The organism is Lacrimispora sphenoides (assembly GCF_900105215.1).
In the GTDB taxonomy this organism is placed as follows: Bacteria; Bacillota; Clostridia; order Lachnospirales; family Lachnospiraceae; genus Lacrimispora; species Lacrimispora sphenoides_A.
Map to the genome: position 1 here is coordinate 532,553 of NZ_FOIP01000002.1, position 24,862 is coordinate 557,414.

Sequence of the window (24,862 nt, forward strand, 5' to 3'; positions counted from 1 at the left end):
CAATGCGAATAAATAGAAAAAAAACTTCTGCTGCTTTACAGAGTATCGTACGTGTAATTCCGCTTTTATTTATATTTGTCATGTTGATGTTGCATCTGATTTTACCGGATAAAACATTTTCAAGAGATGAAATGCGCTATTTAGCTCAATGGCCTACCTTCCATGTTAATAGGGTAATGGATGGTAGCTATAAGACAAAAGTAGAAGCATACTTTTCAGATCAGTTCCCTTTCCGGAATTTTTGGGTTCATATTCAGAATGACTTAGTATTACACTATGGGCAGTAACGCTGCCAACGGCTGAGTATTACGATTAACTTAGGTGATACCATATAAGCCCTCCAGACTTGCGGGTTTGGAGGGCTTTTTTATGCGTATTCTGTTTGCCATGTCTTTTACTTATCAGGGACTATATTAAGAGCTTAGAGAAAGTGCCAAGAATCCTTAAATACAAATAGTTCCTTATTGTATCATTATATTTCTCTGTCCACTAATGATGATATTTAGTCCGAATTTAAAAGTATCCTGTGCACCGTTTTCAGATATATTTATCACATCAGAAGTCAACGAATCCATATCTGTATCACTTTGAGATTCTTTAAACTTCTCTACTGGTGATGATTTTAATACATCTCTATTATTTCGTGCTTGTTCTTCCACTACACATCCTAAAGTAAATTGGCTCATTGTAAGCATTGCCATTTGAGAGTCTCTCTTGGAAAAACCCGCTCGTACAAGATATTCAATTTTAGGTGCTAACTGAATAAGATCATTATGAATAGGAATTGAGCCCGCATGAAGCATTGCTCCATCTGGATAAGTCGTACAATTGCCTTTGTAGGAAATTCAGGTGGTGAATTTAAGTTTTCTTTTAAAGAATGATTAAATTTTGACATATTGTAAATATTAAGGCTACCGCACTATGCTAGATTATGTATCTGTGCGGTGGTTACAAAAAAAAGACTCCTATGAATTGATTTTCATAGAAGTCCTTAACTTTTTATCTTATTAACTCTTTTTCCCATCGTTTCTTTTTAAGACAACGTGATCTGAATGCCCAAGAAACATCGGAACCTTTTCAATATAAACATCACTGGTATCAAGTCCAAACCAGTTCGTTGGGGATGCGGTAAATTTCTGTATGAAGAACTTGGTTCTTAACAGAAGAGAGTCCCAGGCGGATAAAGCGGATTCATGGGAAAGGATTTCCTGAATAAACACAAATCGGAAATCTCCCAGGCTGCGGTTAGGCAAAATGGAGTATGTGCTGGTCTGTGGTTCTATTTCCTTGTTCTTTACCATATCTGTTGATATTTGCCTTAAAAAAACATTCAGACTCTGGTCGATACGGAATCCAAGTTTTAAATCTATTTTCATAATATTGGACGTATTAAAGTTTTCAACCGCATATTCAGCCTGATAAGGTTCATCTGTTACGGAAACGTTTACAAACCAGTAGACGTCCGCTTTTTTGGGGCGTTTATCTAAAAGGAAGTACATGATTTTACGTTCGATTTCCTTTGGATTAGAACAGTTACTTAAGCATACAAGGTTGCTGGCGTATTTTGGAACTTCTGGATCAGCGCATAGCTGGCTTAGCTGCGGAATGTAGTTTTTAATCGGTACATACTCCACGTAGCGCATCTTTATAATATGAGACCTGTCCCAGAGATACATAACAAATAAGATGGTAACTGCAATAATGACAGCAACAAATCCACCATGGAAAAATTTAAGAACGTTTGCCAGGAAGAAAGAAACTTCAAAACTCATAAAGAAAACAAGCATGATGACCGCAAGCACAATGGGTGTTTTTTTCTTCAGCATATAGTTAAATAACAGAATGGTTGTCATAAGCATGGTAACTGTTATGGCAAGACCATACGCGGACTCCATTTTCTCGGAACTTTGAAAGTAAAGAACGATTCCGATACAGACAAAGCATAAAATCCGGTTGATTGCAGGAATGTAAAGCTGGCCCTTTAAATGGGAAGGATATAACGTGTGAAGTTTTGGAAACAGATTCAGCTTGATTGCTTCCGATACAAGAGTAAAGGAACCTGAAATCAAAGCTTGTGATGCGATAATAGCGGCAAAAGTAGAAATTACGATACCATATATCAGCATACCATGAGGGATCATCTGATAAAAAGGATTGATATCTTCTATTAAGGCATGAGCAGGATTATTTTTTGCAGATAAAATCCATGCACCCTGTCCAAAATAGTTCAGCAATAAACATATTTTGACAAATGGCCATGTAAAGTAGATGTTTTTTCTGCCTACATGTCCCATATCAGAGTAGAGTGCTTCTGCTCCGGTAGAACATAAAAATATGCTTCCCAGAATAAAAAAGCCAAGCTTGTTATCGTCGCTGAACAGGATATTGATTGCATAATGAGGGGACAATGCGCGCAGCAGGAATGGATTTTCCACTAAATTGATAATACCAAAAAAAGCCAGGCTGCAGAACCATAAAAACATAATGGGACCAAACAGTTTCCCAATAAATTCAGTGCCTATATGCTGGATAAAAAACAGGACGCAGATTATGAAAATAACAAGTAAAACAATATTTTTCTGGCTATTGCCAAAAAGATCTTGAAATACTGGGAGCAATTTAAGTCCCTCGACGGCTGATGTAACGGTTACTGCCGGTGTCAGCATTCCATCAGCTAGCAGTGCAGAACCTCCGATCATGGCAGGTATGATCAACCACCTGGAACGGCTTCTGACAAGTGTAAAAAGTGAGAAGATGCCACCTTCTCCATTGTTGTCTGCCTTTAGTGTAATACAAACATATTTTATGCTTGTTAAAATCGTGAGAGTCCAGAATACCAGAGATAAGGTTCCCAGAATAAAATTTTCTGAAACATGTTGGATTCCCCCATTCCCGAAAATAACGGATTTCATAACATAAAGCGGAGAAGTACCGATATCCCCGTATACGACTCCTAATGTTACCAGAGTTCCTCCAAGTGTTAATTTTGAAATGTCAGAGTGTTTTGATGATAATTCCATGATATCCCCTTTGCTGTATTTTGCTTTTTTGTAAAAAAGTCAAAAAAAAACCCCTGCTGTAACATAAACATTACAACAAAAGTCTTGTTACTTCGTTGCGATGCAGATTATAGTATGCTTTAAAAGCGTTGATTATAATCGTATTGATGCTATCGCAAACACCTATTCAGTGCAAACTACTCCCTTTTGATATGGGTATTCTACAAGAAAGAATTAGGTATGTCAAATTAAATATTCCTTAAGCTGATTGCGAAGCTGCAAAATTGTGCAGGATTTGGTGGCAGACAACATCAAGTACTTCTTTCTGCTAATGTGAAGCCATTGGTCCTGATTATTGTATGCTAGCACTAATCCTCCTTATTTTCAATAGTTCCTATGAAATATATTTGTTAGACAAATGTGAAAGACTCATGGAACAATAGGAATGTCACTTATGAGAATAGTGGTCCTACTGCAGTATCCGGGTTTGGCAAAGCATTTTGTATAGACGGGTATCCGGTATTTGGGGCCCATAAATAGATTGTACCTTCTAAAGTGTAGCATACTCCTTTTTTAATAATATAATGGAATATCGGTTGGTACAAATATTATTTTGTCTGTCTATATATTAGGAGGTAGCTTTATGAGTGATTGCTATATTCAAGATTGTGAATGTGATAGTGATGAATTCCAAGAATGTGAACGACATTTTAAGTGCGAAACCCATCAAAAGAAACTTAAACCAAATAGGACAATGTTAAAGTGTGGTAATTCAGGGTCTTTAGTGCTTCCAGTTAATACTAGAGCCGATACCCGCTTTACTCTTGCTACAGTTAACGTTAATATTAAAGATTTTAAAAAACCTTGTATTAAACTTGAATTTACAAGTGAGATTGCAACTACGGATGCAGCTCTCATACTTGAGTTTCATATATTCAAGCGTTGCAAACGTATAGTGACACCTTTTCCCATCGGACCTATTTGGACGTTTTCACGGTCATTAGCCATTACTGATAGTGACACATTTTCATTCTTTGTTTGTGACTGTGATATCTGTGATGATGAATGCTGCACATATAGCGTTGTCATAAGGGTTGCAAGTATTGTTACAGTAGGCGTTACTTCTATTAATCATGCTTCACTTTCCGCGCTTATAGTAGATAATGACTGCAATGTCTGTAAATAGTAGGAAATGCTTAAATACAAAAAATGCTTAAAATTTGGAATTAGTAGAAAAGTACGAAATGTGTTGTATCTCGTGTTGCATCGTGATGTAAATGTATTGTTTTTAGAGCACTTTGCTGCTCTAATCTACAAGATTAAAGTACCGGAAAACCTCGTATTTAAAAGGAATTCCGGTACTTACAGGCTTTTGCACTAATGTTTGCTCATGGGTTCTGATCCCACTATCCCCACTTTTAAGATAAGCCGCAGGTATAAAAACTTGCGTTTTTTTACTTTTAAGGACGGATACTTGATTTAAATTAACGACAAAGAATGAAAGGAACATCTTAAACTACGAGGATGTGCCTTTTTATCATCGGAAATAAAAGTAGGGGTTATGTATTCGGAATACGAAAAGCGGTTGAAGCCCGATGATTCTGCAAAATAAAAGGAAATTCATCCAAGCTGGTCCATTGATTAGTCTGCTAATTATGAATTATAAAATATTTTGTTGGAATAAATAAAAAATTAACAAATTAAATGTAAATATTTCGAGTATATCAAGAGGAATATTGATAATATTGCAAAAATAAGATATAATTAGTCAAAATTCAAAAGGAGGAAAGTCTATGTATAATATTCTGATTGGTGGTGCTGCCGGGCAGGGCATTGACACCACGGTCGCAATTCTGGAAAAGCTGCTGAAGCATTCCGGATATTATATCTATACCACCAGAGATTTCATGTCCCGCGTGCGCGGCGGGCACAATTTTTCCCTGCTTCGCTTCGGGACGGAGGAAATAACCTCACACAGCGATGTTTTGGATGGGATTGTAGCCTTAAATGAGGAAACCATTGATTTGCATAAGCATAAACTGACGGCCAAAGGATTTATATTATGTGACAGCAGCTTTGCTTATCCGGATGAGGATTCCAGAATCATTAAGCTTCCCATGAATAAAATAGCGAAAGAACTGGGGAATATGAAGGCTTCCGGCAGCGTGGCGGTGGGCGCGGTATTGAAGCTCTTTGGCGAGCCATTTACATATGCAGGTGAAGTCATGGCCGGTGTCATGAAGAAAGAGTTCCTTGAGGTCAATGTAAAGGCGGTTGAAGCAGGCTACACAGCCGTTGAAGCGAAATTTAAGCATCTGGATGGCGGATATAAGGATTACATGCTCATTTCGGGCAGCAAGGCCCTGGGACTTGGTGCGGTGGCTGGTGGGCTTAAGTTTTATTCCGCTTACCCCATGTCTCCTTCCACGGCTGTTTTGGAATATCTGGCTTCTGTTGGATATGAGGCTGGGATCGTGGTGGAGCAGGCGGAAGATGAGATCGCCGCGGTCAATATGGCATTGGGCGCTTCCTTTGCGGGAGCAAGGGCCATGACCGGGACCAGCGGAGGCGGCTTCTGCTTAAAGGTAGAAGCGCTGGGATTCTCCGGCATTGCGGAGATTCCGCTGGTGGCCGTGGATGTGCAGAGGCCCGGCCCGGCGACCGGTCTCCCCACAAGAACAGAGCAAAGCGATTTAAAGTTCGTTATTTCTGCATCACAGGGGGAATTCCCCAGGCTGGTCATAGCTTTGAGAAATCATGAGGATGCTTTTTATCAGACTTTCCGGGCGCTGAACCTGGCTGAAAAATACCAGATACCAGTCATACTGCTCAGTGATCAATATCTGGGAGATACAACGGCTTGTGTAAAGCCCTTTGACACATCCGGGCTGGAACTGGTCAGCCATGCCAGTGAAGCGGAAGGGGAGTATCTGCGTTACAGGATAACGGAGGACGGTATCTCTCCCAGGCTTATCCCGGGACTGACCAGCCATCTTGTGGCCGCTGACAGTGATGAGCATGATGAAAGAGGCTGGATAACGGAATTGGCAGAAGTCAGGAATCAAATGGTGGATAAGAGGATGAGAAAATTAAAGGGCCTTATCCAGGAGCTGTCGGAGCCGGAGTTTATGGGAGAAGAGCAGTGCGAAACCCTTCTCCTAGGCTGGGGGTCTACCTATGGTCCCATCAGGGAGGCCGTATCCCTGCTGAATAAAAATGGGGATGGAAGATATGGAGCTTTGGTATTTGGAGATATTTATCCCCTTCCTCAGGAAAAACTGAACATCTATGCAAAGGGCAGGATCTTAATCAACGTGGAACAGAATGCCACGGGCCAGCTGGCCTCTCTCATAAGGGAGCAGACAGGTATAGAATGCCATAAAAGCATCTTGAAATATGACGGCAGACAGATATCCGGAGAAGAAATTGCAAAGCAGGTGTTGAAAGGAGGTTCCAAGTAGATGGATAAATTCACAACTTATGAAACAGCCTGGTGTCCGGGGTGCGGAAATTTCTCCATATTAAACAGCCTGAAAACGGCGTTGGAGGAGCTGGGCATAGAGCCAAATAAAGTGTTGATGGTGGCAGGAATCGGTCAGGCAGCGAAAACGCCTCAGTATTTAAGCGCCAACAGCTTCTGCGGGCTTCACGGAAGGGCACTTCCGGCTGCAGTTGCCGCCAAGATAGCTAATGAAGAGCTCACTGTCATAGTAAATTCCGGAGACGGGGACTCTTACGGCGAAGGAGGCAACCACTTTATTCACAACATAAGAAGGAATGTCAATATCGCACATTTTGTTCATGACAATCAGATATACGGCCTTACCAAGGGGCAGGCATCACCCACCAGCGGTGAAGGACTCATTACGGGAGTTCAGACCGATGGCAACAGAAATACGCCCTTAAATCCAGTGCTCCTGGCCATTGCTTCGGGAGCGGGATTTGTTGCGAGAGGCTTCAGCGGTGATTCAAAGCAGCTGGTGAGGATCATGAAGGAGGCTATCCTTTATCCAGGGTATGCGTTTGTGGATATCCTGCAGCCTTGCATCAGCTTCAACAAAATCAATACCTTTGCCTATTATAAAAACATGGCGGCGCCTCTTGGAGACGATTATGACCCGACGGATCGGCTGGAAGCCATTAAAATGTCGATGGAAGTCAGTGAAAAAATTCCCACCGGCATCCTCTATCGGGAAGAAAAAATGGAGTTCCATAGAAAAAACAGGCTTTTAAAAGACGGACTGCCACTGATAGAACAAAAAACAGAGGAAAGCGTGCTCAAGGACCTGATTCACAGCTTTATATAATTCAATGGAATAAGCTTGCTGCATTATTTCCCATAACTGTATAATTTTAACAATCATGAATATAATGTAATAAAAAATTTCCTGGAAAAAGCCAATGTTCTATAATAGTAATGGGAGAAAAATCAGCTCCTGCAATGAAGACAATGGTTTTACGGAAAGGTATTTGAATCCATCTGATATTTATATTGTCACAGGTTATCAGATAGAAGTATTTATAAAAAGTCTGAATTCTCCGATTGGGATGGTTTTTAATGAAAACGGGGAGATCCTGGTGGCTGATTCCGGTTTGGCTTCCGGAAATCCCCGGATATTGCAGATGATCAATGGTCAGTTTGAAACGATCGCAGATGATTTTATTACCCCCATATCAGGGATTAATTATTTAAACGGTGTGATCTACGTATCGCACAGAGGATTTATCACAAAGATATACAAAGATGGTACAAGGCAGAATATCATTATGGGGCTGCCCAGCAACGGCGATAACTATAACAGCCCGGTTACCTTTTCTCCGGATAATAAGATGTATTTCGGACAAGGAACGGTGACTAACAGCGGTGTTGTTGGGAATGACAATGAGTGGGTGACAGTTTCTCCTCTTCTGTGTGATTACACAGGAGATTACACCATGCTTTATGGACAAAACTTCGCAACAAATAACATACTGACAGAAGGCTTGCCCGATGATATCGCTTTAACGGGGGCTTTTTCTCCCTATGGCATTCCCAATATAGAGTACGAGATCAGAAAGCGGTATATCAAGGCGTCGGGAAGTATTCTAAGGGCAAATCTTGACGGCTCCAACTTAGAACAGGTCGCATGGGGATTCAGAAATCCTTCTTACCTAAGATTTGACTACAGCGGTCAGTTGTATGCGGTCAATAACGGTTATCAGGCAGTGGGAAGTAGGCCCATCGAGAATGCTACAGATGATTTTTATTATATTACACCTAATTTGTGGTATGGATGGCCGGATTATTCCGGAGGCGAACCCGTAAACTCGCCGCGTTTTACGCCTAGTGGAGGTGTACAGCCTTCTCTTCTCTTTAAAAATCAGCCCAATATTCCCCCAAGGCCCTACGTGACTTTTCCGCCCAATTCCTCCATAAGAGGGTTTGAATTTAACTATAATCCCAAATTCGGTCCCTACGGGGATGTGTACATCGCTGAATATGGCAGCACCATACACACCCAGGTCGGCGATACCATATCTTATGCGAATGCAGGACACAGAATATCCAAAATCGATATGAAATCCAGGACCATCAGCACGTTTGCTATCAATCGAACTGGGTTTCCGTCCTCTTTGTCAAACGGAGGAGGTCTTGAGAGACCGGTCCATCTGTTATTCGGTCCTGACGGGGCAATGTATATCGTAGATACCGGACTGAATATTCAGGGGAACCCGGATGTGTTTATTCCGAATACGGGGGTCATCTGGAGAGTAACCCGGACGGATTAGTGCAAAAAATAGTACCTTCGAAAAAGAAAGGAATACCTACTATCTCCATTTATAGGCCGCAGGCATGAATGCTTGCGGCTTTCATTTTATCTTATAGAGACTGGACACTTGGTAAGAAGCAAAGACAAATGATGAAAGGTATATTTTCAGCTATCGGTATCCCTCCTTTTAATTTCGAAACAAATTCTGTCAGTTCAAATCACCGCTGAAGAATGTGAACAGCAAAGCCTCCGACTTCCTCTTCAAAATAGATTACAATCATTTTATCATGATTGAATTTTGCAGAAGCTTCATTGAACTTATAACCTGCTGTTTCAAAATAATTTTTTGCACGGACAATGGAGTTGGTGGCGATAGCGATATGACCTTTCGTACCGAAGTAAGGAGGTTTCATACATTCAATGGCAGTTCCGGCAAATATGGAACCGGCTCCTGATCTTTTTTGAAATCCGAACATTGCCTCAAATATTCCCGCTGTTTTTTCTGCTTCCTCATCGGTACTGAGGTTTATTCCAATATGGGTGAATTCGAAACCCAGCATAGTCTGGATGGCCTTCGCTGTCAGCTCGTGTATTTTTTCAAATTCCCCTGCTTGAATCAATTCCTGTTCCACCATAAAGTTGCAGGCCAGAATATTATCGAAAGCCGGATAGGAATTGCTGTTTTTCTCATTAATGCCGTCAGCCGGAATGAAGTTTATGTGATTATAGGATGAATACGTGGTCTGGTTCATATGGAGGCCCCTATCCTGTCCGGCAGAGGAAACTTTTACAGCGTCAAGCCCAAATGAAATTGCCGTTTCAACATCGTCCGGAGTGGAAACACCCGGTATTACTGGTATGGCCCTGTCGATACAATATTTTACAACAGATGATGAGAACTCCGGACTAACGATAAATTTTGCTCCTGCATTAACTGCGAGGCTGGCCTGTGCGGCTGTCAGAATGTCGCCGGCTCCGATCAGCATTTGGGGAAACCGTTCTGTCATTATGCGAATGGATTCTTCGGCTGCGTTGGTGGAGAGGGGAATTTCTACACAGTGAATCCCCCCGCCGCAGAGAGCCTCTGCAAGAGGAACCGCGTTTTTTACATCATCAAGTACTGCAACCGGCATAATGCCGATTTTATGAATCCTATTCAGAATTTCATTCATAGTTGAATACTCCTTAATTACGATAATTTATAGTGTTTTATTAATCCTGATTATCTAAATTATACTCACATCTTTATCGTTGTCAACAAAAAGGCATAAAAAACGCTGTATATGACAACCTTTTCATATACTAAATAAATATTTTAAAAAAGTTTTTTTGTATATATTGACATAAATATAAAAAAGATGTATGATGTTTTTGAATTTAAAGAGTGATATTTGAGCGAAATAGCGAAAAATACTCTTTAAATTTTTTAAAAATCAGTATGAAAACGATAACATATTGATGGTTAAAAGGGAAACTGTCAAAGTATCACGAAAAAACGGAGGAAAGTATCTGACAAGGGGTGCTTATTCTTTCAAAAGAGAAAAGGAGAAGTGTATATGAAAAAAGCAATAGCAATTATTTGTGCGGGTCTGATGACATTCAATCTGGCGGCATGCGGAAGTTCCCAGACGCCTTCAACCACCGCTGCAAATGCAGCATCATCAGGAACAGAAACCAAAGCGGGGGGAACGGCAACGGATGGAGAAATCTTAATCGGATGTCTCCAGGACATTACGGGCGCTACTTCCAGCCTTGGCCAGATGGTGCAGGCAGGAGCGCAGTGGGCCGTGGATGAAATCAATGAGAATGGCGGAGTAAAAGGGAAAAAGCTTGTTATGAACACCTATGATACCAAGGCGGATGTAACAGAAGCTATTAACGCATATACAAAAGCGGTTACTTCTGACAAGGTTTCCCTTATCGTAGGACCGCCAGTTGCAAATATCGCTCTGGCTATTAAGGAAACCTCGGAGCAGTATGAAGTTCCGGTTATGGGCCTTGCCATGGATCCCAGCGCACAGCTTAAGGCGGATGGCACTCCATATAAGAACATGTTCTGTTTTCAGCCCAATGCGATCCAGCAGGGAGCCATTATGGCAAAGTACGCTATGAAGAACGGCTTTAAGACCTTCGGCGTTATTTATAATGAAAGTAATGCCTACTCGCTTTCTTTGAAAGATCCTTTCATTTCCACAATTACTGAAAACGGCGGTACGGTTGATGGGAAACAGCAGGTTGCTTATAATGCAAACGATACAGACTTTAAAACCTTACTGTCCCCTATCGTGAATGCAAATGTTGATGCCATCTATGCACCAAACTACACCAAGGATCTTGTAAACATTGTTACGGCAGCACGTGCGCTGGGATATGAAGGCGCAATCATCTGCGGCCTGGATGCATGTCCGCCTTTCAACACTATGCTTGGCGGTAGCAGTGATGGCGTATACTGCATTAACAATGTGGATGACACGGAGCCGGAGCTTCAGAAAATGATTGCAGCGGTTAAAGAAAAAACAGGGGTAGAAGCTACCAACAAATTTTTCCTTGGATATGACATCGTTAAAATTGCAGTTAAGTGTCTGGAAGAAACAGGAACAGATGACCCTGCTGCTCTTCGTACTGCGATTGAAAATGTAAAGGATTTTAAAGGCCTTACCGGAAATATCTCCATTGATCCAAATACTCATATGACTACCGGTCTTGATATGGTTATGTTTACCTATGAAGGAACAACACCAAAAATGTTGGAAAGATTCAGCTCAGATAACTAAAGCTTTTAAAATGGATGGAGGCATATCATGTCACTGCAGATTATAATCAACGGCCTTGCGACGGGATCTGTCTACGCGCTGATTGCGACAGGCTTTTCATTGATATTTAATGTTTTAAAGTTTTCAAATTTTTCTCATGGTGCTACCATGACGCTGTGTGCGTTTGTTGGATACTTTTTGGTAGCTTCCAAAGGACTGGGGTTGATTCCGACAATTCTGGTTGCGATAGTAACGGGCGGCTGCATTGCACTGATTGGAGAATTTGTGGCATTTCGCCGTATAATACAGCGTAACAGCTCTTCCGTATACTTTTTCGTTTCCTCTATTACATTAGGAACGCTGTATGAAGGACTTGTTACCTTGAAAGTTGGGGCAAATTTTTACAGCTATCCTCAGTTCTTTAAAAAGGCGGCAATTAAGTTTGGGTCGGTTGTTGTTTCTACATCAGATCTCCTGATGTTCTGCACCAGCGCTGTTGCACTCCTTGTACTGGCCTATATTATTCAGAAAACCAGAATCGGCAGGGCACTCCGAAGCGTCAGTTTTGACAGGGATACTGCGAACCTGATGGGTATTGATGCTACACGGATTATTCAGTTTGCGTTTGTGGTTTCAGGTGCTCTTGCCGGACTTGCAGGTGTATTTCTGGGCATTAACTACACATTGTATCCGACTCTGGGCGGCCTGGTAGTAAAAGGATTTATTGCTTCGGTAATCGGAGGTCTGGGAAGTCTGCCGGGCGCGATCATCGGAGCCGTGCTTCTCGGGCTGCTTGAGACACTGTTAATCAGTACTGTGGGTTCGGGATACACCCCGGTATTTATTTTCCTTATTATGCTTGTATTTTTGTTACTCCGCCCAAGCGGAATTGCCGGCAGCAATATTCAGGAAAAGGCATAGGGGGTACTCACAATGATATTATACATGAATATTTTCACGCAGATATGTATTACGCTTGTAGCAGTTGCGGGCGTGTATGTTCTGACAGGACTTACGGGAATGTTCAGCCTTGGGCAGGCGGCATTCATGGCAGTTGGAGCTTATGTATCCGGTATTTTTGTCGTAAAACTGGGTGTCCCGTTTCCCCTTGCCTGTATCGCGGCTGTTATAATCGCGGTTGGTATTGGCTTTGTGGTGGGTATTCCAACCGTGAGGTTAAGGCGGGATTACATATCCCTGGTTACACTTGGATTTGGAGAGGCGATTACCGCTCTGTTAAACAGAACGACAAAGCTTACAGGCGGCGCTTCCGGTTTCATCGGTATTCCGAAAAAAACCACAACGCTGATGGCATTCACGTTTGCAGTCATTGCAATCCTGCTGGTAAACTGGTTTAAAAACAGCAAATACGGACGCCAGTGCATTGCGATCCGGGGAGATGAGCTTGCGGCCAAGGCCATGGGAATCAATGTCCCAAAAATCAAAATCACATCGTTCCTATTGAGCGTTGCCCTTACCTCCTTCAGTGGCTGCCTGTATGCTTTCTATATTACATACGTGGATCCCAGCATTTTCGGCTGGAAGAAGAGCGCCGACTGGGTAATCATGGTTTTCTTCGGAGGCGTGAACAGCCTGACAGGATCAATCCTGGGGGCCACGATCTTAAGCGGTCTCCCGGAAGTGTTAAGAGGGCTTGCAAATTACAGAAGCATTATTTATGCAATCCTGGTATTGTTAATTATCAACTTTAAACCTTCGGGACTTTTAGGTGAGTATGAGCTTGCAGATTTGTTAAGAAGAAAAGGCCGGGTAAAGCTGCAGAAGGAGGAAGACTGATGAGCTTGCTGGAGGTTAAGAATATTTATAAAAGCTTTGGCGGTGTAAAGGCTATTCAGGATTTTTCTATCCGTGCAGATGCAGGAGAGATCCATGGAATTATAGGACCAAACGGAGCCGGAAAAACAACTATTTTCAATGTTATATCCAATGTATACACGGCGGATCAGGGAACTGTGATGCTGGATGGGAAGGATGTAACCAGAAAAGAACAATATCTCGTTACGAGAGAAGGAATGGGACGCACCTTTCAGAATATCCGCTTATTTAAGGGACTTACCGTATTGCAGAATGTTATGTGCGCATTTGATCCCCAGTCGAAGTATTCCATAATCGGAGGCCTTTTTCCAACACCGAAACGCAAAAGCGAGGAAAAGAGAGGAATTGAACTTTGCGAACATTACCTGGAAATGGTGGGGATGGCTGACTATAAGAATGAACGGCCGGAAAACCTGGCCTATGGCATGCAGCGCCGTATTGAGATCGCAAGGGCGCTGACGTGTAATCCAAAGGTACTGCTCTTAGATGAGCCGGCTGCCGGACTGAATCCTACAGAGGTCCAGGAATTGACGGAGTTGATTTCAAGACTTTCCAAAGATATTGGATTCGCAATTCTTTTGATAGAACACAGGCTGGAGCTGGTTATGACCATTTCACACATCATTCATGTCCAGAACTTCGGAAAGACGATTGCAGTGGGTACCCCTGCAGAAATACAGAGAAATCCTGAAGTAATTGAGGCGTATCTTGGAAAGGAGGAGGGATAACACATGGCAATGCTGAAAGTAATGGATTTAAGCGTCACCTATGGTCATGTCAGGGCACTGAAAAAGGTCCATGTGGAAGCGGATGAAGGGCAGATTGTCAGTATCATCGGTTCCAATGGAGCAGGAAAGACCTCCCTCCTGCGGACCATCTCCGGTCTGGTGAAACCGGTCGAAGGAACCATCGAATTCCTGGGGGAGGCAATACCTTCCAAGTCTAACAAAATCGTTGCGAAAGGAATTGTACACGTGCCGGAGGGACGTAAAACCTTCTCAGGCCTTACCATTCGTGATAACCTGCTGGTCGGCGGGTATTTACATCATAGAAAACAGCTGGAAAAAGATATCGAAGAGCAGTTTAAGCGTTTCCCTATTCTGAAAGAAAGAGAGCACCAGTTTGCCGGAACTCTCTCGGGCGGCGAGCAGCAGATGCTGGCTATCAGCAGAGGACTTATGGAGCATCCCAGGATTTTGCTGCTTGATGAACCCAGCCTTGGACTTGCGCCAATTATTGTAAACCAGGTATATGATTTAATTAAGGAGATCCGGGATTCCGGAATTACCGTGCTGCTTGTTGAGCAGAATGCGAGAAAAGCGCTTTCGATCTGTGATAAAGCATATGTTCTTGAAAACGGTATGGTAAACATCTGCGGAACAGGTGAAGAACTGATGAAGTCTGATGTTGTAAGGAAAGCTTATCTGGGAGGTTGATACAGCGTCATTAAGTATCAATTTAGGGATAATGACAGGAGGAGAAAAGATGATACGTCAGTGGAATGAAGAGTCTATGGATCATCGCAATACACTGCTTTATGCGATGGGAATATCGCCTGAGGATGCGGCCAGACCTATAATCGGCCTGGTAAACTCATGGAATGAAATGAATCCGGGACATTTCCCCTTTAAAGATGTCATCGCAGAGATGAAGGAGGAAATCTATAAAGCCGGTGGACTTGCACTGGAACTTCCTATCACCGGTGTCTGTGACGGAATTTGCTCCAATACACCGGGGGACCGTTACACGCTTCCGGCCAGAGATCTGGTATCGAGTGAAGTGGAGACGGTTGCAGAATTAAACATGCTGGAAGGCATGATTATCATGGCAACCTGTGACAAAGTTGTTCCGGGTATGATCATGGGCGCTTTGAGGGTGGATATTCCAACCGTTATGTTTACAGGCGGATACATGGCTGCAGGTCATTATAAGGGGAAAATGCTGACTCTGACCCATACAAAGCAGGCTTATGCAGCCTACATTGCGGGTGATATGAGCGAAGAGGATTACAAAGGAATCGTGAGAAATGCCTGCCCGACTCCGGGAGCCTGTCCCTTTATGGGAACGGCGAATACCATGTGCGCCATGGCCGAAGTTCTTGGCCTTTCTCCTCACGGTAATGCAAGTGTCCGCAGCCAGACCCCCCGGTGGCATGAGATGGCAAGGGAAGCGGCTGAAAAGATTGTGGAGGCAGTAAAGGAAGAAAGACGGCCAAGTGATTTTATAGAACAAAAGAGCTTTGAGAACGTCGTACGCTATATGATGGCAACGGGAGGTTCTACCAACAGCCTGCTTCACATCCCGGCACTTGCACGTCAGGTAAAATGCGATATTGTCCCTGAAACCTTTGATAGAATCAGCCGTGAAGTGCCCGTTATCAGCACCATTTATCCCAACCATCCAACTTATACAATGGAAGAATTTGATGCGGCCGGAGGGCTTGGGGCTGTTGTGAAGGAACTTGCCAAAGCGGGGAAAATCGATACGGCAGCGGGCGGTATGTTCGGCACCATCGGCAATAAGGCGGAACTTGCTGAAAATAAGGATATGGATGTGATTCATTCTGTGGAAAATCCCATCCATGAACAGGGTGGACTTGCCGTTCTTCACGGCAATATCGGAACGGACAGTGCGATTGTCAAATTCAGTGCGGTAGATCCGGCGGCATGGAAATTTTCTGGACGGGCCAAGTGCTACGATTCTCAGGACGATGCCTGGAATGCGATTTTAAGGGATGAAATTGTGGCCGGCGATGTTGTAATCATCCGGTATGAAGGACCGAAGGGCAGCCCGGGAATGCCCCATATGGAGACATTTATGGCAGCTGTTCTCGGAAAAGGACTTGGCAGCCGGCTTGCCCTTGTATCGGACGGCAGATTTTCGGGAGCAACCGGAGGTCTCGCAATCGGTCATGTGAGTCCGGAGGCTTATGAAGGCGGAAACCTGGCTTTGATCAAAGACGGAGATATGATTTATATCGATGTTGAGGCGAGAATGCTGACGGTAGATGTGACGGAAGCGGAATTTGCTGACAGAAGAAAATGTTTCGAACCCGTTCATAAACCGGCTAAGGGGTGGTTAAATCTTTACCGCAAAAATTGTACCTCAGCACACCGTGGAGCAACCGTATTTTGGGAAGACTGAATGCAATTAAACGACTATGCTGAATTTTCGTGTATATTCTGACAATGTGTGATAAAATTAGGGAAAAGAATCCATATTATGGAATTCACATATTGAGGTGATTGGAATGACAAATATTAAAGTGGTTGCAGAATTGGCAGGTGTTTCAGCGACAACCGTATCGAGAGTTTTAAGTGGAAAAAGTTATGTAAGTGATGACACAAGGATGCGTGTCATGGACGCCATCCAGAAAACAGGCTACAGCCCCAACGTCATGGCAAAAGGTCTGAAAATGGGCAGGACCAATACCATAGTCCTTATGCTTCCGGATATCCAGAACCTTATTTTTCCCATGATTACGCGGGGGGTCGAAGATGCGGCAAGACAAAAAAATTACACAGTAATTCTATGCAATACCGACGAGAACAGCGGTGTTGAAAAAGACTATATTTCTACAATGAAATCACGTCTGGTGGATGGGTTTATTGTAGGCTCCATGCTTCCAAACTCTATCCATATAAGAAACCTCCGCACAGAAGGATTCCCCCTTGTGCTTATAAACCGCTTTTATGCCAAGGACGAGGGAAAAATAGATATTGTTGCCATTGATAACTTTAAAGCGGCCTATAATGCAGTCCGTTACCTGATCGGATCCGGACATAAAAAAATTGCTTTGGCTCTGGGGCGGGAGAACCTCTATTTGTATAATGAGCGTCATCGGGGTTACCGGGCGGCACTTGAAGATCATAACATCCCTTATAATGAAAACCTGGTTATGAGGGAGGCTACAGGAAGCAGCAGCTTCTACAGCATGACACAGGCTTTGATGAACTCGGAAGACAGGCCGGATGCGATTTTTGCGACCAGCGACCCGAAGGCATTTGTTATTCTTCATGCCCTTCATGAGATGGGGATCCGTATTCCGGAAGACGTCTCTGTACTCAGCTTTGACAATGTAACCCTTTCAGGGATGGTGGAGCCGCCGCTTTCCACTGTGGCACAGCCATTTTATGATATAGGTGTAAGAGCGACCAATAATCTGATTCATCAAATTCAATATAAAGATGAGAAGGGAGTGCTCCCCCAGCCGTTAAAAGAGCTGTTGGAGACAGATTTAATTATACGGGCTTCAACAAGATAGGAGATATATATGAGCAACCACTGGGGAATTAATCTTTGGAATTGGGAGAATGAACTGGGACTTAAATGTGTAGGATTGTCTGAAAAAGCCTTTAAGATGGGATTTACGGCAGTGGAACTTCCCATGACTGTTCCTGAGATTCCGAAGAAACTTGTGGAGGAAATCCGTTCCCTGGATATGGAAGTGAGCCTTTGCGCCGCACTTGGAGTTGGGCGTGATCTTTCCAATTTTGATGATACGATCCGAAAGAACACAATAAAATATATGACGGAATGTTTAAAATCGGCGGAAGCAGTTTCCGCAAAAGTATTTGCCGGCCCTCTTTATACAGGGGGAGGGAAGAAACACCGGCTTTCTGAGGATGATGATAAAAGAGAGTGGGAGCTTGCAGTAACGGGTATCCGTAAAGTTTCTGCTATAGCAAAAGAATGCGGTGTGCGGCTTGCTCTTGAACCTTTAAACCGGTATCGGACCAGCGTTGTCAATACAGCAGCTCAGGCGTTAAAGCTTGTTTCCGATATTGGAGAGGAAAACGTAGGGGTACATTTTGATACATATCAGGCCGGAATAGAGGAAGACAGCATCACGGATGCGTTTGAAGCCGTGCTGAAGGAAGAAAAAATGTATCATTTTCATGCCTGCTCAAATAACAGAGGAGTTCCGGGCCAGGGATTCTTTCCGTGGAAGGATTTATGGGTGTTGATGCAAAAATACGATTATAAAGGGCATATCACAATGGAAACATTTGCGCCCGGCGGCTTTGACGCTGGTTGGGTTCAGCCGCAAAAGAGTGCGGATGAGATTGCCGAATCTGGAATCCTCTATATGAAGCAGCATGACTGGCATTAATAATAAGGAGATGACTGAACAATGGCATCACATGAAAAGTTTAATTTTAAGACATTGAATGAGGTTGTAGAAAAAGTAAATTCTCTTGGTGTGAATATAAAATTCAGCGAAGATTTATCTCCGCTTCGTGCCGAGGTAAAGGTAGGAAAACGGATTGCACCCAATGCAATTGCAATTCTTCCAATGGAAGGTTGTGATTCAAATCCCGATGGTTCTCCTTCTGAGCTTGTTGAAAGAAGGTATAAGAGGTTTGCGGAAGGTGGAGCGGGATTACTTTGGTGGGAGGCCTGTGCGGTTGTCGTGGAAGGACGGGCCAATCCGCTCCAGATGATGCTTACTAAGGAGAATATGCCGCAGTTTAAGGCAGTTGTTGAGCGGTGCAATCAGTCGGCAGTTGCCCGCAATGGAAAAAAACCACTGAATATTTTACAGTTAACACACTCCGGCCGCTATTCCAGACCGGAAGGCCATAAGGGAGCGCCTATTGTTCCCCAGCATGACCCTATTCTGGATCCGAGAGTCGGGCTTGCGGCAGATGCACCTGTCGCGACCGATGAATATCTGGACAATTTAACAGCTCATTATGTGGAAAGTGCGGTTTTGGCAAAGGAAGCAGGTTTTGACGGTGTGGATATAAAGAATTGCCACCGATATCTTTTGAGTGAGTTGATTGCCAGCCACACAAGAGAGGGAAAATACGGCGGAAGCTTTGAAAACAGGAGCCGGTTTCTTCGCCAGACAATCCGTGCCGTCCGGGAAGCTGTGGGCGATGACTTTATTATAGCCTGCCGTTTCAATGTATTTGACGCTCATCCTTATCCCTATGGCTTCGGCTGTGATCAGAAAGACATGTGGAAGTTTGATCCCACAGAGCCTATGGCTCTTGTACAGATGCTGGTGGAAGAGGGCGTTGATCTTTTAAGCAATTCTGCGGGAAATCCCTATTATATTTATCCTCAGGTAACAAGGCCTTTCGACTTATCCAGCATGGGAGTCCCCACTCCGGATGAACATCCCCTTGAAAGCATGGACCGTCTGTTTGAGTTCACACGGCAGATTCAGAAAGCAGCAGGTGATGTGCCTGTTGTGGGAAATGGTTATACATGGCTGAGGCAGTTCCTTTCTTATGCAGGTGCGGCGAACCTGGCCGACGGAAGCTGTAAATTTGTGGGTCTGGGGCGCTCAGGCTTTGCATATCCGGATGCCCCCCGCGATATTCTGCTGAAAGGAGAAATGGATCCGAAGCAGTGCTGCGTCACCTGTTCAAAATGCACTCAGATTATGAGAGACCATGGAAGAACCGGCTGCGTCATCAAAGACAGTGAAATCTACGCGGGCTTTTATAAGGAGTACAGAGAGGAAGCTTCCATGCGTGAGAAAAGTTTCCAATGAAGGAGGACTTAAAAAAAGTGAGTGTAAAAACCAGCAGAATTGGGAAAGTAACCGAGCCCATGAAAGCAATCATCGGGAAAAGGGATATTCAGCCTCCGAAAAAGGGACAGGTTCTGATAAAGATTAAATCAAGTGCCATTTGCGGCAGTGATATCCATATTTTTAAAGGGAAACACCCTTCTGCCCCCCTTCCTATGACCATTGGGCATGAATTTTCGGGAGATGTGGTTGAGATTGGAGAAGACGTTACCAATGTATCTATAGGAGACCGGGTAACGGTGGAACCTTGTATTGTCTGCGGAACATGCGATGCCTGTTGTCATGGAGATTACGGATATTGTGAGAATATATCGTTTACATACAGAAATGGCGACGGAGCCATGGCTGACTATATTCTGGTCAATGAGCCGTATGTGTATAAGCTTCCTGAATACCTGACTTATGATACAGGTGCCCTGATTGAACCCTTGAGCGTGGCAACCCATGCGGTACGCCGCGCAGATATCCGCCTTGGAGAGACAGTTCTTGTTATCGGAGCAGGTGCGATAGGAATGCTGATTGCGTCCATATGCAAAAAGAGCGGAGCTGCCGAAGTTATTATTGCGGATTTTTCTGATGAAAGGCTTGCAGCAGCGAAAAAGCTGGGCGCTACTATAACGGTAAATTCGGGAAAAACAGATCTGGAGGACGAGATACGTCGAATTACAAATGGAAAGGGCGTTGATAAGAGTTTCGAATGTGTTGGCCTTGAAGCATCTTTTTTACAAGCGATGATGACGTTAAAGAAAAATGGCCTGGCCACTGTTATTGGAATCTTTGAGAATCCGCAGATCAATATTCCTGCAAGTAGATTTGTCACCCATGAAATTAAAATCCAGGGTGCTCAGGGATACTGCTGGGATTTCCCGATTGCACTTAAAGTTGCCAGAGAATTAGACCTTGAACTTCTGATCACCCATCATTTTCCTCTTGATGATATTCAGAAAGCTCTTGAAACTTGCCTTGATAGGAAATCGGGCAGTATTAAGGTCCTTTTACATCCTTAGAGACACGATTTAAGAGAAACACCCTGCGGGTATACCTTTATGCCCAAAAAGCATGGGCGAACAGATGAAAGGTGAAAGAGAAAGTGAAAAAAACAGCGATTGTAACAGGAGGAAGCCGCGGCATTGGATTTGCCATTGCTTATCAGTTGGGCCTTGACGGCTACAATGTGGTCATCATGGCTACTTCTGCCGAAGATAAAAATCAGGAAAATATGAGCATGCTTAAAGCTGCCGGGATTGAATATACATATGTCCAAGGAAATATTGGTGATTCCAAAGACAGAGAGAATCTTGTCAGAAAAACGGTGGAGAGATATGGTGCTGTTAACGTACTTATCAATAATGCAGGTGTTGCCCCAAATGTAAGGGCGGATTTGCTGGAGATGTCAGAAGAAAGCTTTGACCGTGTTGTAGGCATCAATACAAAAGGAAATATGTTTCTGACACAGGCAGTTGCAAACCAGATGCTGAAACAGCCCGTAGAAGGGAAAAAGCGGGGAACCATCATCAATATTTCATCCTGCTCTGCCGTTGTATCCAGTACAAACCGCGGAGAGTACTGTGTTTCTAAAGCAGGCATATCTATGCTGACAACCCTTTACGCGGACCGTCTTGCAGGAGAAAGCATTTTTGTCCATGAGATCCGCCCGGGAGTGATTGCTACGGATATGACCAGTACGGTGCAGGGAAAGTATGACACACTTATTGAGCGGGGCGCATTCCCGATTACCAGGTGGGGGATGCCGGAGGACGTGGCCAATGCGGTCAGCGTTTTCTGCAGTGATAAATTCCTCTATACAACCGGAAATTATATTGATGTAGATGGAGGCTTTCATATCCAGAGGTTATAATAAGCCTGATAAAACCATGTGAATGGGGCTGCTGCAGAATGTGAAATCGGCAGCAGCCCCATTAATTCTGTAAAGAAAGGCGGACTAGATGAAACTACAGATGTTTAATAAAGTACAGTTGTATCAGATGAACACGGTTGTCGTGGGAACCGGAGCAGCCGGATTTAATGCGGCAGATCAGCTATGGGCTTTAGGCCAGAAGGATATTGCGATTGTGACCGATCATGTGGGAGCGGGAACCTCCCGCAACACCGGTTCTGATAAACAGACCTATTATAAGCTGACGCTTTGCGGAAACGATCCTGACAGCGTGGGAGATATGGCAGAGACGCTGTTCAGCGGCCAGTGTATGGACGGCGACATTGCCTTGTGTGAAGCGTCATTATCTGCCAGATGTTTTCTAAAGCTTGTTAACCTCGGCGTGAACTTCCCCCAGAACAGGTGGGGGGAATTCGTTGGCTACAAGACGGACCACGATCCCAGGTGCCGTGCCACAAGTGTAGGCCCATACACTTCAAAACAGATGACAGAGTGCCTGGAACAGGCAGTCAGGGAAAAGAATATTAAGATTTTTGACAGGATGCAGGTAATTAAGATTCTTTCCGACGAAGAAAGGGTGTATGGACTTCTTTGTCTGGATTTGAGCTGCCCGGATGATGAAGAAAGACGATTTGTACTTTTTTCCTGTAAAAATATTGTGTTTGCCACCGGCGGGCCGGCCGGGATGTATGCGGACAGCGTGTATCCGGCCGGACATTATGGATCCAGCGGTCTTGCATTTGAGGCGGGGGCCAAAGGGAAAAATCTGACAGAATGGCAGTATGGGATAGCGTCCATTCATCCGCGGTGGAACGTATCGGGAACCTATATGCAAGCGCTTCCCCGTTTCTTTTCTACGGATGAAAGTGGAAATGATGAGCGTGAGTTTTTATCGGATTTCTTTGAAAACCGGGATGCTATGCTCAGCAGTATTTTTTTAAAAGGATATCAATGGCCTTTTGACGTAAGAAAGCTTTCAGGAGGAAGTTCGATCATTGATATTCTGGTATATATTGAAAGAAGCAGAGGCAGACGGATATTTCTTGATTTTCGCGAGAATCCCGGTAAGGAACCGGTGAATTTTGAAAATCTGGATCAGGAGGCCTTTGAATATTTAAACAGGGCAGGTGCATGTTATGGGACACCGATCGAGAGATTAAGCCATATGAATATGCCGGCGGTGGAATTTTATCTTGGAAGAGGAGTAGATTTAAGGACAGAGCCTCTTGAGATTGCAGTGTGTGCTCAGCACAATAATGGAGGTTTAGCAGCTGATGCATGGTGGCATACGGATGTGGAGGGACTTTTTGCAGCCGGCGAGGTTTGCGGTAGCCATGGTGTCTATCGCCCGGGCGGAAGCGCTTTGAATTCCGGCCAGGTCGGCTCATCAAGAGCTGCGCAGTACATAGCAGCCAGGAGACATGGAGAGCCTGATAATACGGGCGAAAGTTTTAAAGATATTGCCGGAAAAGCGGTATATGATGCGGAAAAGATGGTATCCCAGGTTACGGGGAAAAAAGAAGGTCGAATCGCAGTGAGAGAGCTTTGGAACCGAGCAGCCGTCCGCATGAGTCGGTTCGGAGCGGCCATACGGAATCCCGAAAAGATTGAACTGGCCATAAAGGAGGTTCAAGAGGAACTTTCGCATTTGGGTGATTTCGCCTGGGTGGAAGACGGGAAGGAACTCTGGCGCGCCTTTCGGCTGAGAGATATGCTTATCAGCCAGTTTGTGTATCTCTCTGCTATGAAAGATTATGTAGATCATCAAGGAAGGAGCAGAGGCAGCGCTCTTTACACGGATCTTAGCGGACAAAAGCCAGATCCAAGGCTGCCGGAAGAATTTACATTCTGCCTTGATGACGGCGGCAGTGCAGATTTGATACAGGAAGCTTCATATAGAAATGGGAAGGTTCAATTTGAATGGAGAAAGGTAAGAACGATTCCTGAAGATGATAACTTCTTTGAGAATGTGTGGAGGCAGTTCAGAGAAAATCAGAATATTTATTAGTAATATATTACTATATATCAGGTGCTTGGCCCTGTACAACCATTATAGGAAGCAAAATGCTCTGATAACGATGGTTGTACGGGGTTTATTCAACTGGGTTACTGCAGTTCGTCGATCACATTATTCAATGTAGGAATAGGACTTTTAACCCTGATTATTCATAAGGATGTCATTTAAATGGCCAACCATTCGGGTCCACTCACAATTTTAAAATTATCGTAATATAATAATGTATAAAAATTAGGTAAATTTATTCAATTTTCTTCAAATTAAATATAATTCCTAAACAATGGAGGTTTTTATATGAATCATGACAGTGAATGTGAATACTGCTGTGATGACTGTTGTTGTGAGAAACAAGAAAAATCAAACGCAACTGCATTAAGATGCGGAAGTCCAGGATTTGTTGCATTTCCTAATTTAACCGGAGTGGATATAACGCGTACGATTGCCGAATTACAGGTTAATCTTTCGGGATTTGAGAATCCTTGCATCCTACTGTCATTTACTGCGAATATTGTTATAGGTGTAGCAGGCAACTATAGATTTCAAATCTTTAAAGAGTGTACAGGTAAGTCCCCTATTCCAGTTAGCGGAATATATGAATATTCCAGAACAGTTGCTACAACGGTAACTGATACCTTTAATTTTAATGTATGTGATTGTGATTCCTGTATGAATGACTGCTGCACCTATCTGGTTGTAGTTACGTTTAATGTCAGTCCTCTTATCGGTAGTGCAACACTCAGCGCCATTATTACCGATAATGTTTGCCACAGCTAGATTCAGTACAGATAAATACGAGCTATGAATATTCAATAAAACAATGGGAGAGTAGACGACACAACCATAACCTATTGGCAGTTCAAGATGTAAAAATAAGCTTGAATCCAAATTAAATGCCGCCGATTACCGCGTCACACTTGTAATTCTTAACATGCTCACCATCATAGCATTTATAATCAGTATAATTTATTTTAAGATCGGTTGTAGTCTTTAAAATGCAATCCTCGCCCTCAAATTTAAAAAGCATCGGACGCGGCGGGCGGCTAGGGGAATACCAAGCCATGCAGGT

Annotated in this window: 21 protein-coding genes; 18 read left to right on the forward strand and 3 right to left on the reverse strand. The window is 43.6% G+C overall.

What is annotated here, in order from left to right:
- Positions 1-2 precede the first annotated feature (2 nt).
- Positions 3-287, forward strand: a complete 285-nt coding sequence (locus BMW45_RS19270; RefSeq protein ID WP_092247769.1) for a DHHW family protein — start codon at positions 3-5, stop codon at positions 285-287.
- A 174-nt stretch (positions 288-461) separates the two neighbouring features.
- Here the strand turns inward: BMW45_RS19270 and BMW45_RS19275 are convergent, their stop codons facing one another.
- Together BMW45_RS19275 and BMW45_RS19280 are read right to left on the reverse strand one after the other, a co-directional pair.
- Positions 462-845, reverse strand: a complete 384-nt coding sequence (locus BMW45_RS19275; protein ID WP_278320819.1) for a TetR/AcrR family transcriptional regulator C-terminal domain-containing protein — start codon at positions 843-845, stop codon at positions 462-464.
- Between the two features lie 162 nt (positions 846-1,007).
- Entirely contained in the window at positions 1,008-3,020 is a 2,013-nt protein-coding gene (locus tag BMW45_RS19280) for a KUP/HAK/KT family potassium transporter (RefSeq protein ID WP_092247775.1), read from the reverse strand.
- A gap of 622 nt (positions 3,021-3,642) precedes the next feature.
- On the opposite strand from BMW45_RS19280, the gene BMW45_RS19285 reads away from it, so the two are divergent.
- The 4 genes from BMW45_RS19285 (at position 3,643) to BMW45_RS19300 (ending at position 8,768) form a co-directional block, all read left to right on the forward strand.
- The gene (locus tag BMW45_RS19285; RefSeq protein ID WP_092247778.1) at positions 3,643-4,185 is read left to right on the forward strand and encodes a DUF4489 domain-containing protein; all 543 of its coding nucleotides are present in this window, start codon (positions 3,643-3,645) and stop codon (positions 4,183-4,185) included.
- Positions 4,186-4,792: 607 nt separating this feature from the next.
- Positions 4,793-6,460 (forward strand): 2-oxoacid:acceptor oxidoreductase subunit alpha, encoded by a 1,668-nt coding sequence (locus tag BMW45_RS19290; RefSeq protein WP_092247780.1) that lies wholly within the window; start codon positions 4,793-4,795, stop codon positions 6,458-6,460.
- Positions 6,461-7,306: a 2-oxoacid:ferredoxin oxidoreductase subunit beta gene (locus tag BMW45_RS19295; RefSeq protein ID WP_092247783.1), complete on the forward strand. Its 846-nt coding sequence runs from the start codon at positions 6,461-6,463 to the stop codon at positions 7,304-7,306.
- 94 nt (positions 7,307-7,400) lie between these two features.
- Complete coding sequence (locus BMW45_RS19300; RefSeq protein WP_207649110.1) at positions 7,401-8,768, forward strand: PQQ-dependent sugar dehydrogenase; 1,368 nt, start codon at positions 7,401-7,403, stop codon at positions 8,766-8,768.
- A gap of 199 nt (positions 8,769-8,967) precedes the next feature.
- On the opposite strand, the gene eda is transcribed toward BMW45_RS19300, so the two are convergent.
- Positions 8,968-9,921 carry a bifunctional 4-hydroxy-2-oxoglutarate aldolase/2-dehydro-3-deoxy-phosphogluconate aldolase gene (eda, locus tag BMW45_RS19305; RefSeq protein ID WP_092247786.1) on the reverse strand — a complete coding sequence of 318 codons (954 nt, stop codon included), beginning with the start codon at positions 9,919-9,921 and terminating at the stop codon, positions 8,968-8,970.
- A gap of 384 nt (positions 9,922-10,305) precedes the next feature.
- Here eda and BMW45_RS19310 point away from each other — a divergent pair, with 384 nt between their 5' ends.
- The 13 genes from BMW45_RS19310 to BMW45_RS19370 all read left to right on the forward strand — a co-directional run bounded on the left by BMW45_RS19310 (position 10,306) and on the right by BMW45_RS19370 (position 24,570).
- Positions 10,306-11,523, forward strand: a complete 1,218-nt coding sequence (locus BMW45_RS19310) for an ABC transporter substrate-binding protein (RefSeq protein WP_092247789.1) — start codon at positions 10,306-10,308, stop codon at positions 11,521-11,523.
- A gap of 27 nt (positions 11,524-11,550) precedes the next feature.
- A complete protein-coding gene (locus BMW45_RS19315) occupies positions 11,551-12,423 on the forward strand; it encodes a branched-chain amino acid ABC transporter permease (protein WP_025232209.1) in 873 nt (290 codons plus the stop codon).
- 12 nt (positions 12,424-12,435) lie between these two features.
- A complete protein-coding gene (locus BMW45_RS19320) occupies positions 12,436-13,299 on the forward strand; it encodes a branched-chain amino acid ABC transporter permease (protein WP_092247792.1) in 864 nt (287 codons plus the stop codon).
- The gene (locus BMW45_RS19325; RefSeq protein WP_054789386.1) at positions 13,299-14,066 is read left to right on the forward strand and encodes an ABC transporter ATP-binding protein; all 768 of its coding nucleotides are present in this window, start codon (positions 13,299-13,301) and stop codon (positions 14,064-14,066) included. The genes BMW45_RS19320 and BMW45_RS19325 overlap by 1 nt, the downstream gene beginning before the upstream one ends.
- A gap of 3 nt (positions 14,067-14,069) precedes the next feature.
- A complete protein-coding gene (locus tag BMW45_RS19330) occupies positions 14,070-14,774 on the forward strand; it encodes an ABC transporter ATP-binding protein (RefSeq protein ID WP_092247795.1) in 705 nt (234 codons plus the stop codon).
- Positions 14,775-14,823: 49 nt separating this feature from the next.
- Positions 14,824-16,482: a dihydroxy-acid dehydratase gene (gene ilvD / locus BMW45_RS19335; protein ID WP_092247798.1), complete on the forward strand. Its 1,659-nt coding sequence runs from the start codon at positions 14,824-14,826 to the stop codon at positions 16,480-16,482.
- 106 nt (positions 16,483-16,588) lie between these two features.
- Positions 16,589-17,602 carry a LacI family DNA-binding transcriptional regulator gene (locus tag BMW45_RS19340; RefSeq protein ID WP_092247800.1) on the forward strand — a complete coding sequence of 338 codons (1,014 nt, stop codon included), beginning with the start codon at positions 16,589-16,591 and terminating at the stop codon, positions 17,600-17,602.
- A 9-nt stretch (positions 17,603-17,611) separates the two neighbouring features.
- Positions 17,612-18,451, forward strand: a complete 840-nt coding sequence (locus BMW45_RS19345) for a sugar phosphate isomerase/epimerase family protein (RefSeq protein ID WP_092247803.1) — start codon at positions 17,612-17,614, stop codon at positions 18,449-18,451.
- Between the two features lie 21 nt (positions 18,452-18,472).
- Positions 18,473-19,843, forward strand: a complete 1,371-nt coding sequence (locus BMW45_RS19350) for an oxidoreductase (protein WP_092247806.1) — start codon at positions 18,473-18,475, stop codon at positions 19,841-19,843.
- A gap of 17 nt (positions 19,844-19,860) precedes the next feature.
- The gene (locus BMW45_RS19355; RefSeq protein WP_242883165.1) at positions 19,861-20,889 is read left to right on the forward strand and encodes a zinc-dependent alcohol dehydrogenase; all 1,029 of its coding nucleotides are present in this window, start codon (positions 19,861-19,863) and stop codon (positions 20,887-20,889) included.
- Between the two features lie 83 nt (positions 20,890-20,972).
- Positions 20,973-21,740 carry a 3-ketoacyl-ACP reductase gene (locus BMW45_RS19360; RefSeq protein WP_092247811.1) on the forward strand — a complete coding sequence of 256 codons (768 nt, stop codon included), beginning with the start codon at positions 20,973-20,975 and terminating at the stop codon, positions 21,738-21,740.
- A gap of 88 nt (positions 21,741-21,828) precedes the next feature.
- Positions 21,829-23,787: an FAD-dependent oxidoreductase gene (locus BMW45_RS19365; RefSeq protein ID WP_092247814.1), complete on the forward strand. Its 1,959-nt coding sequence runs from the start codon at positions 21,829-21,831 to the stop codon at positions 23,785-23,787.
- 303 nt (positions 23,788-24,090) lie between these two features.
- Entirely contained in the window at positions 24,091-24,570 is a 480-nt protein-coding gene (locus BMW45_RS19370; protein ID WP_092247817.1) for a DUF4489 domain-containing protein, read from the forward strand.
- Positions 24,571-24,862: the final 292 nt, after the last annotated feature.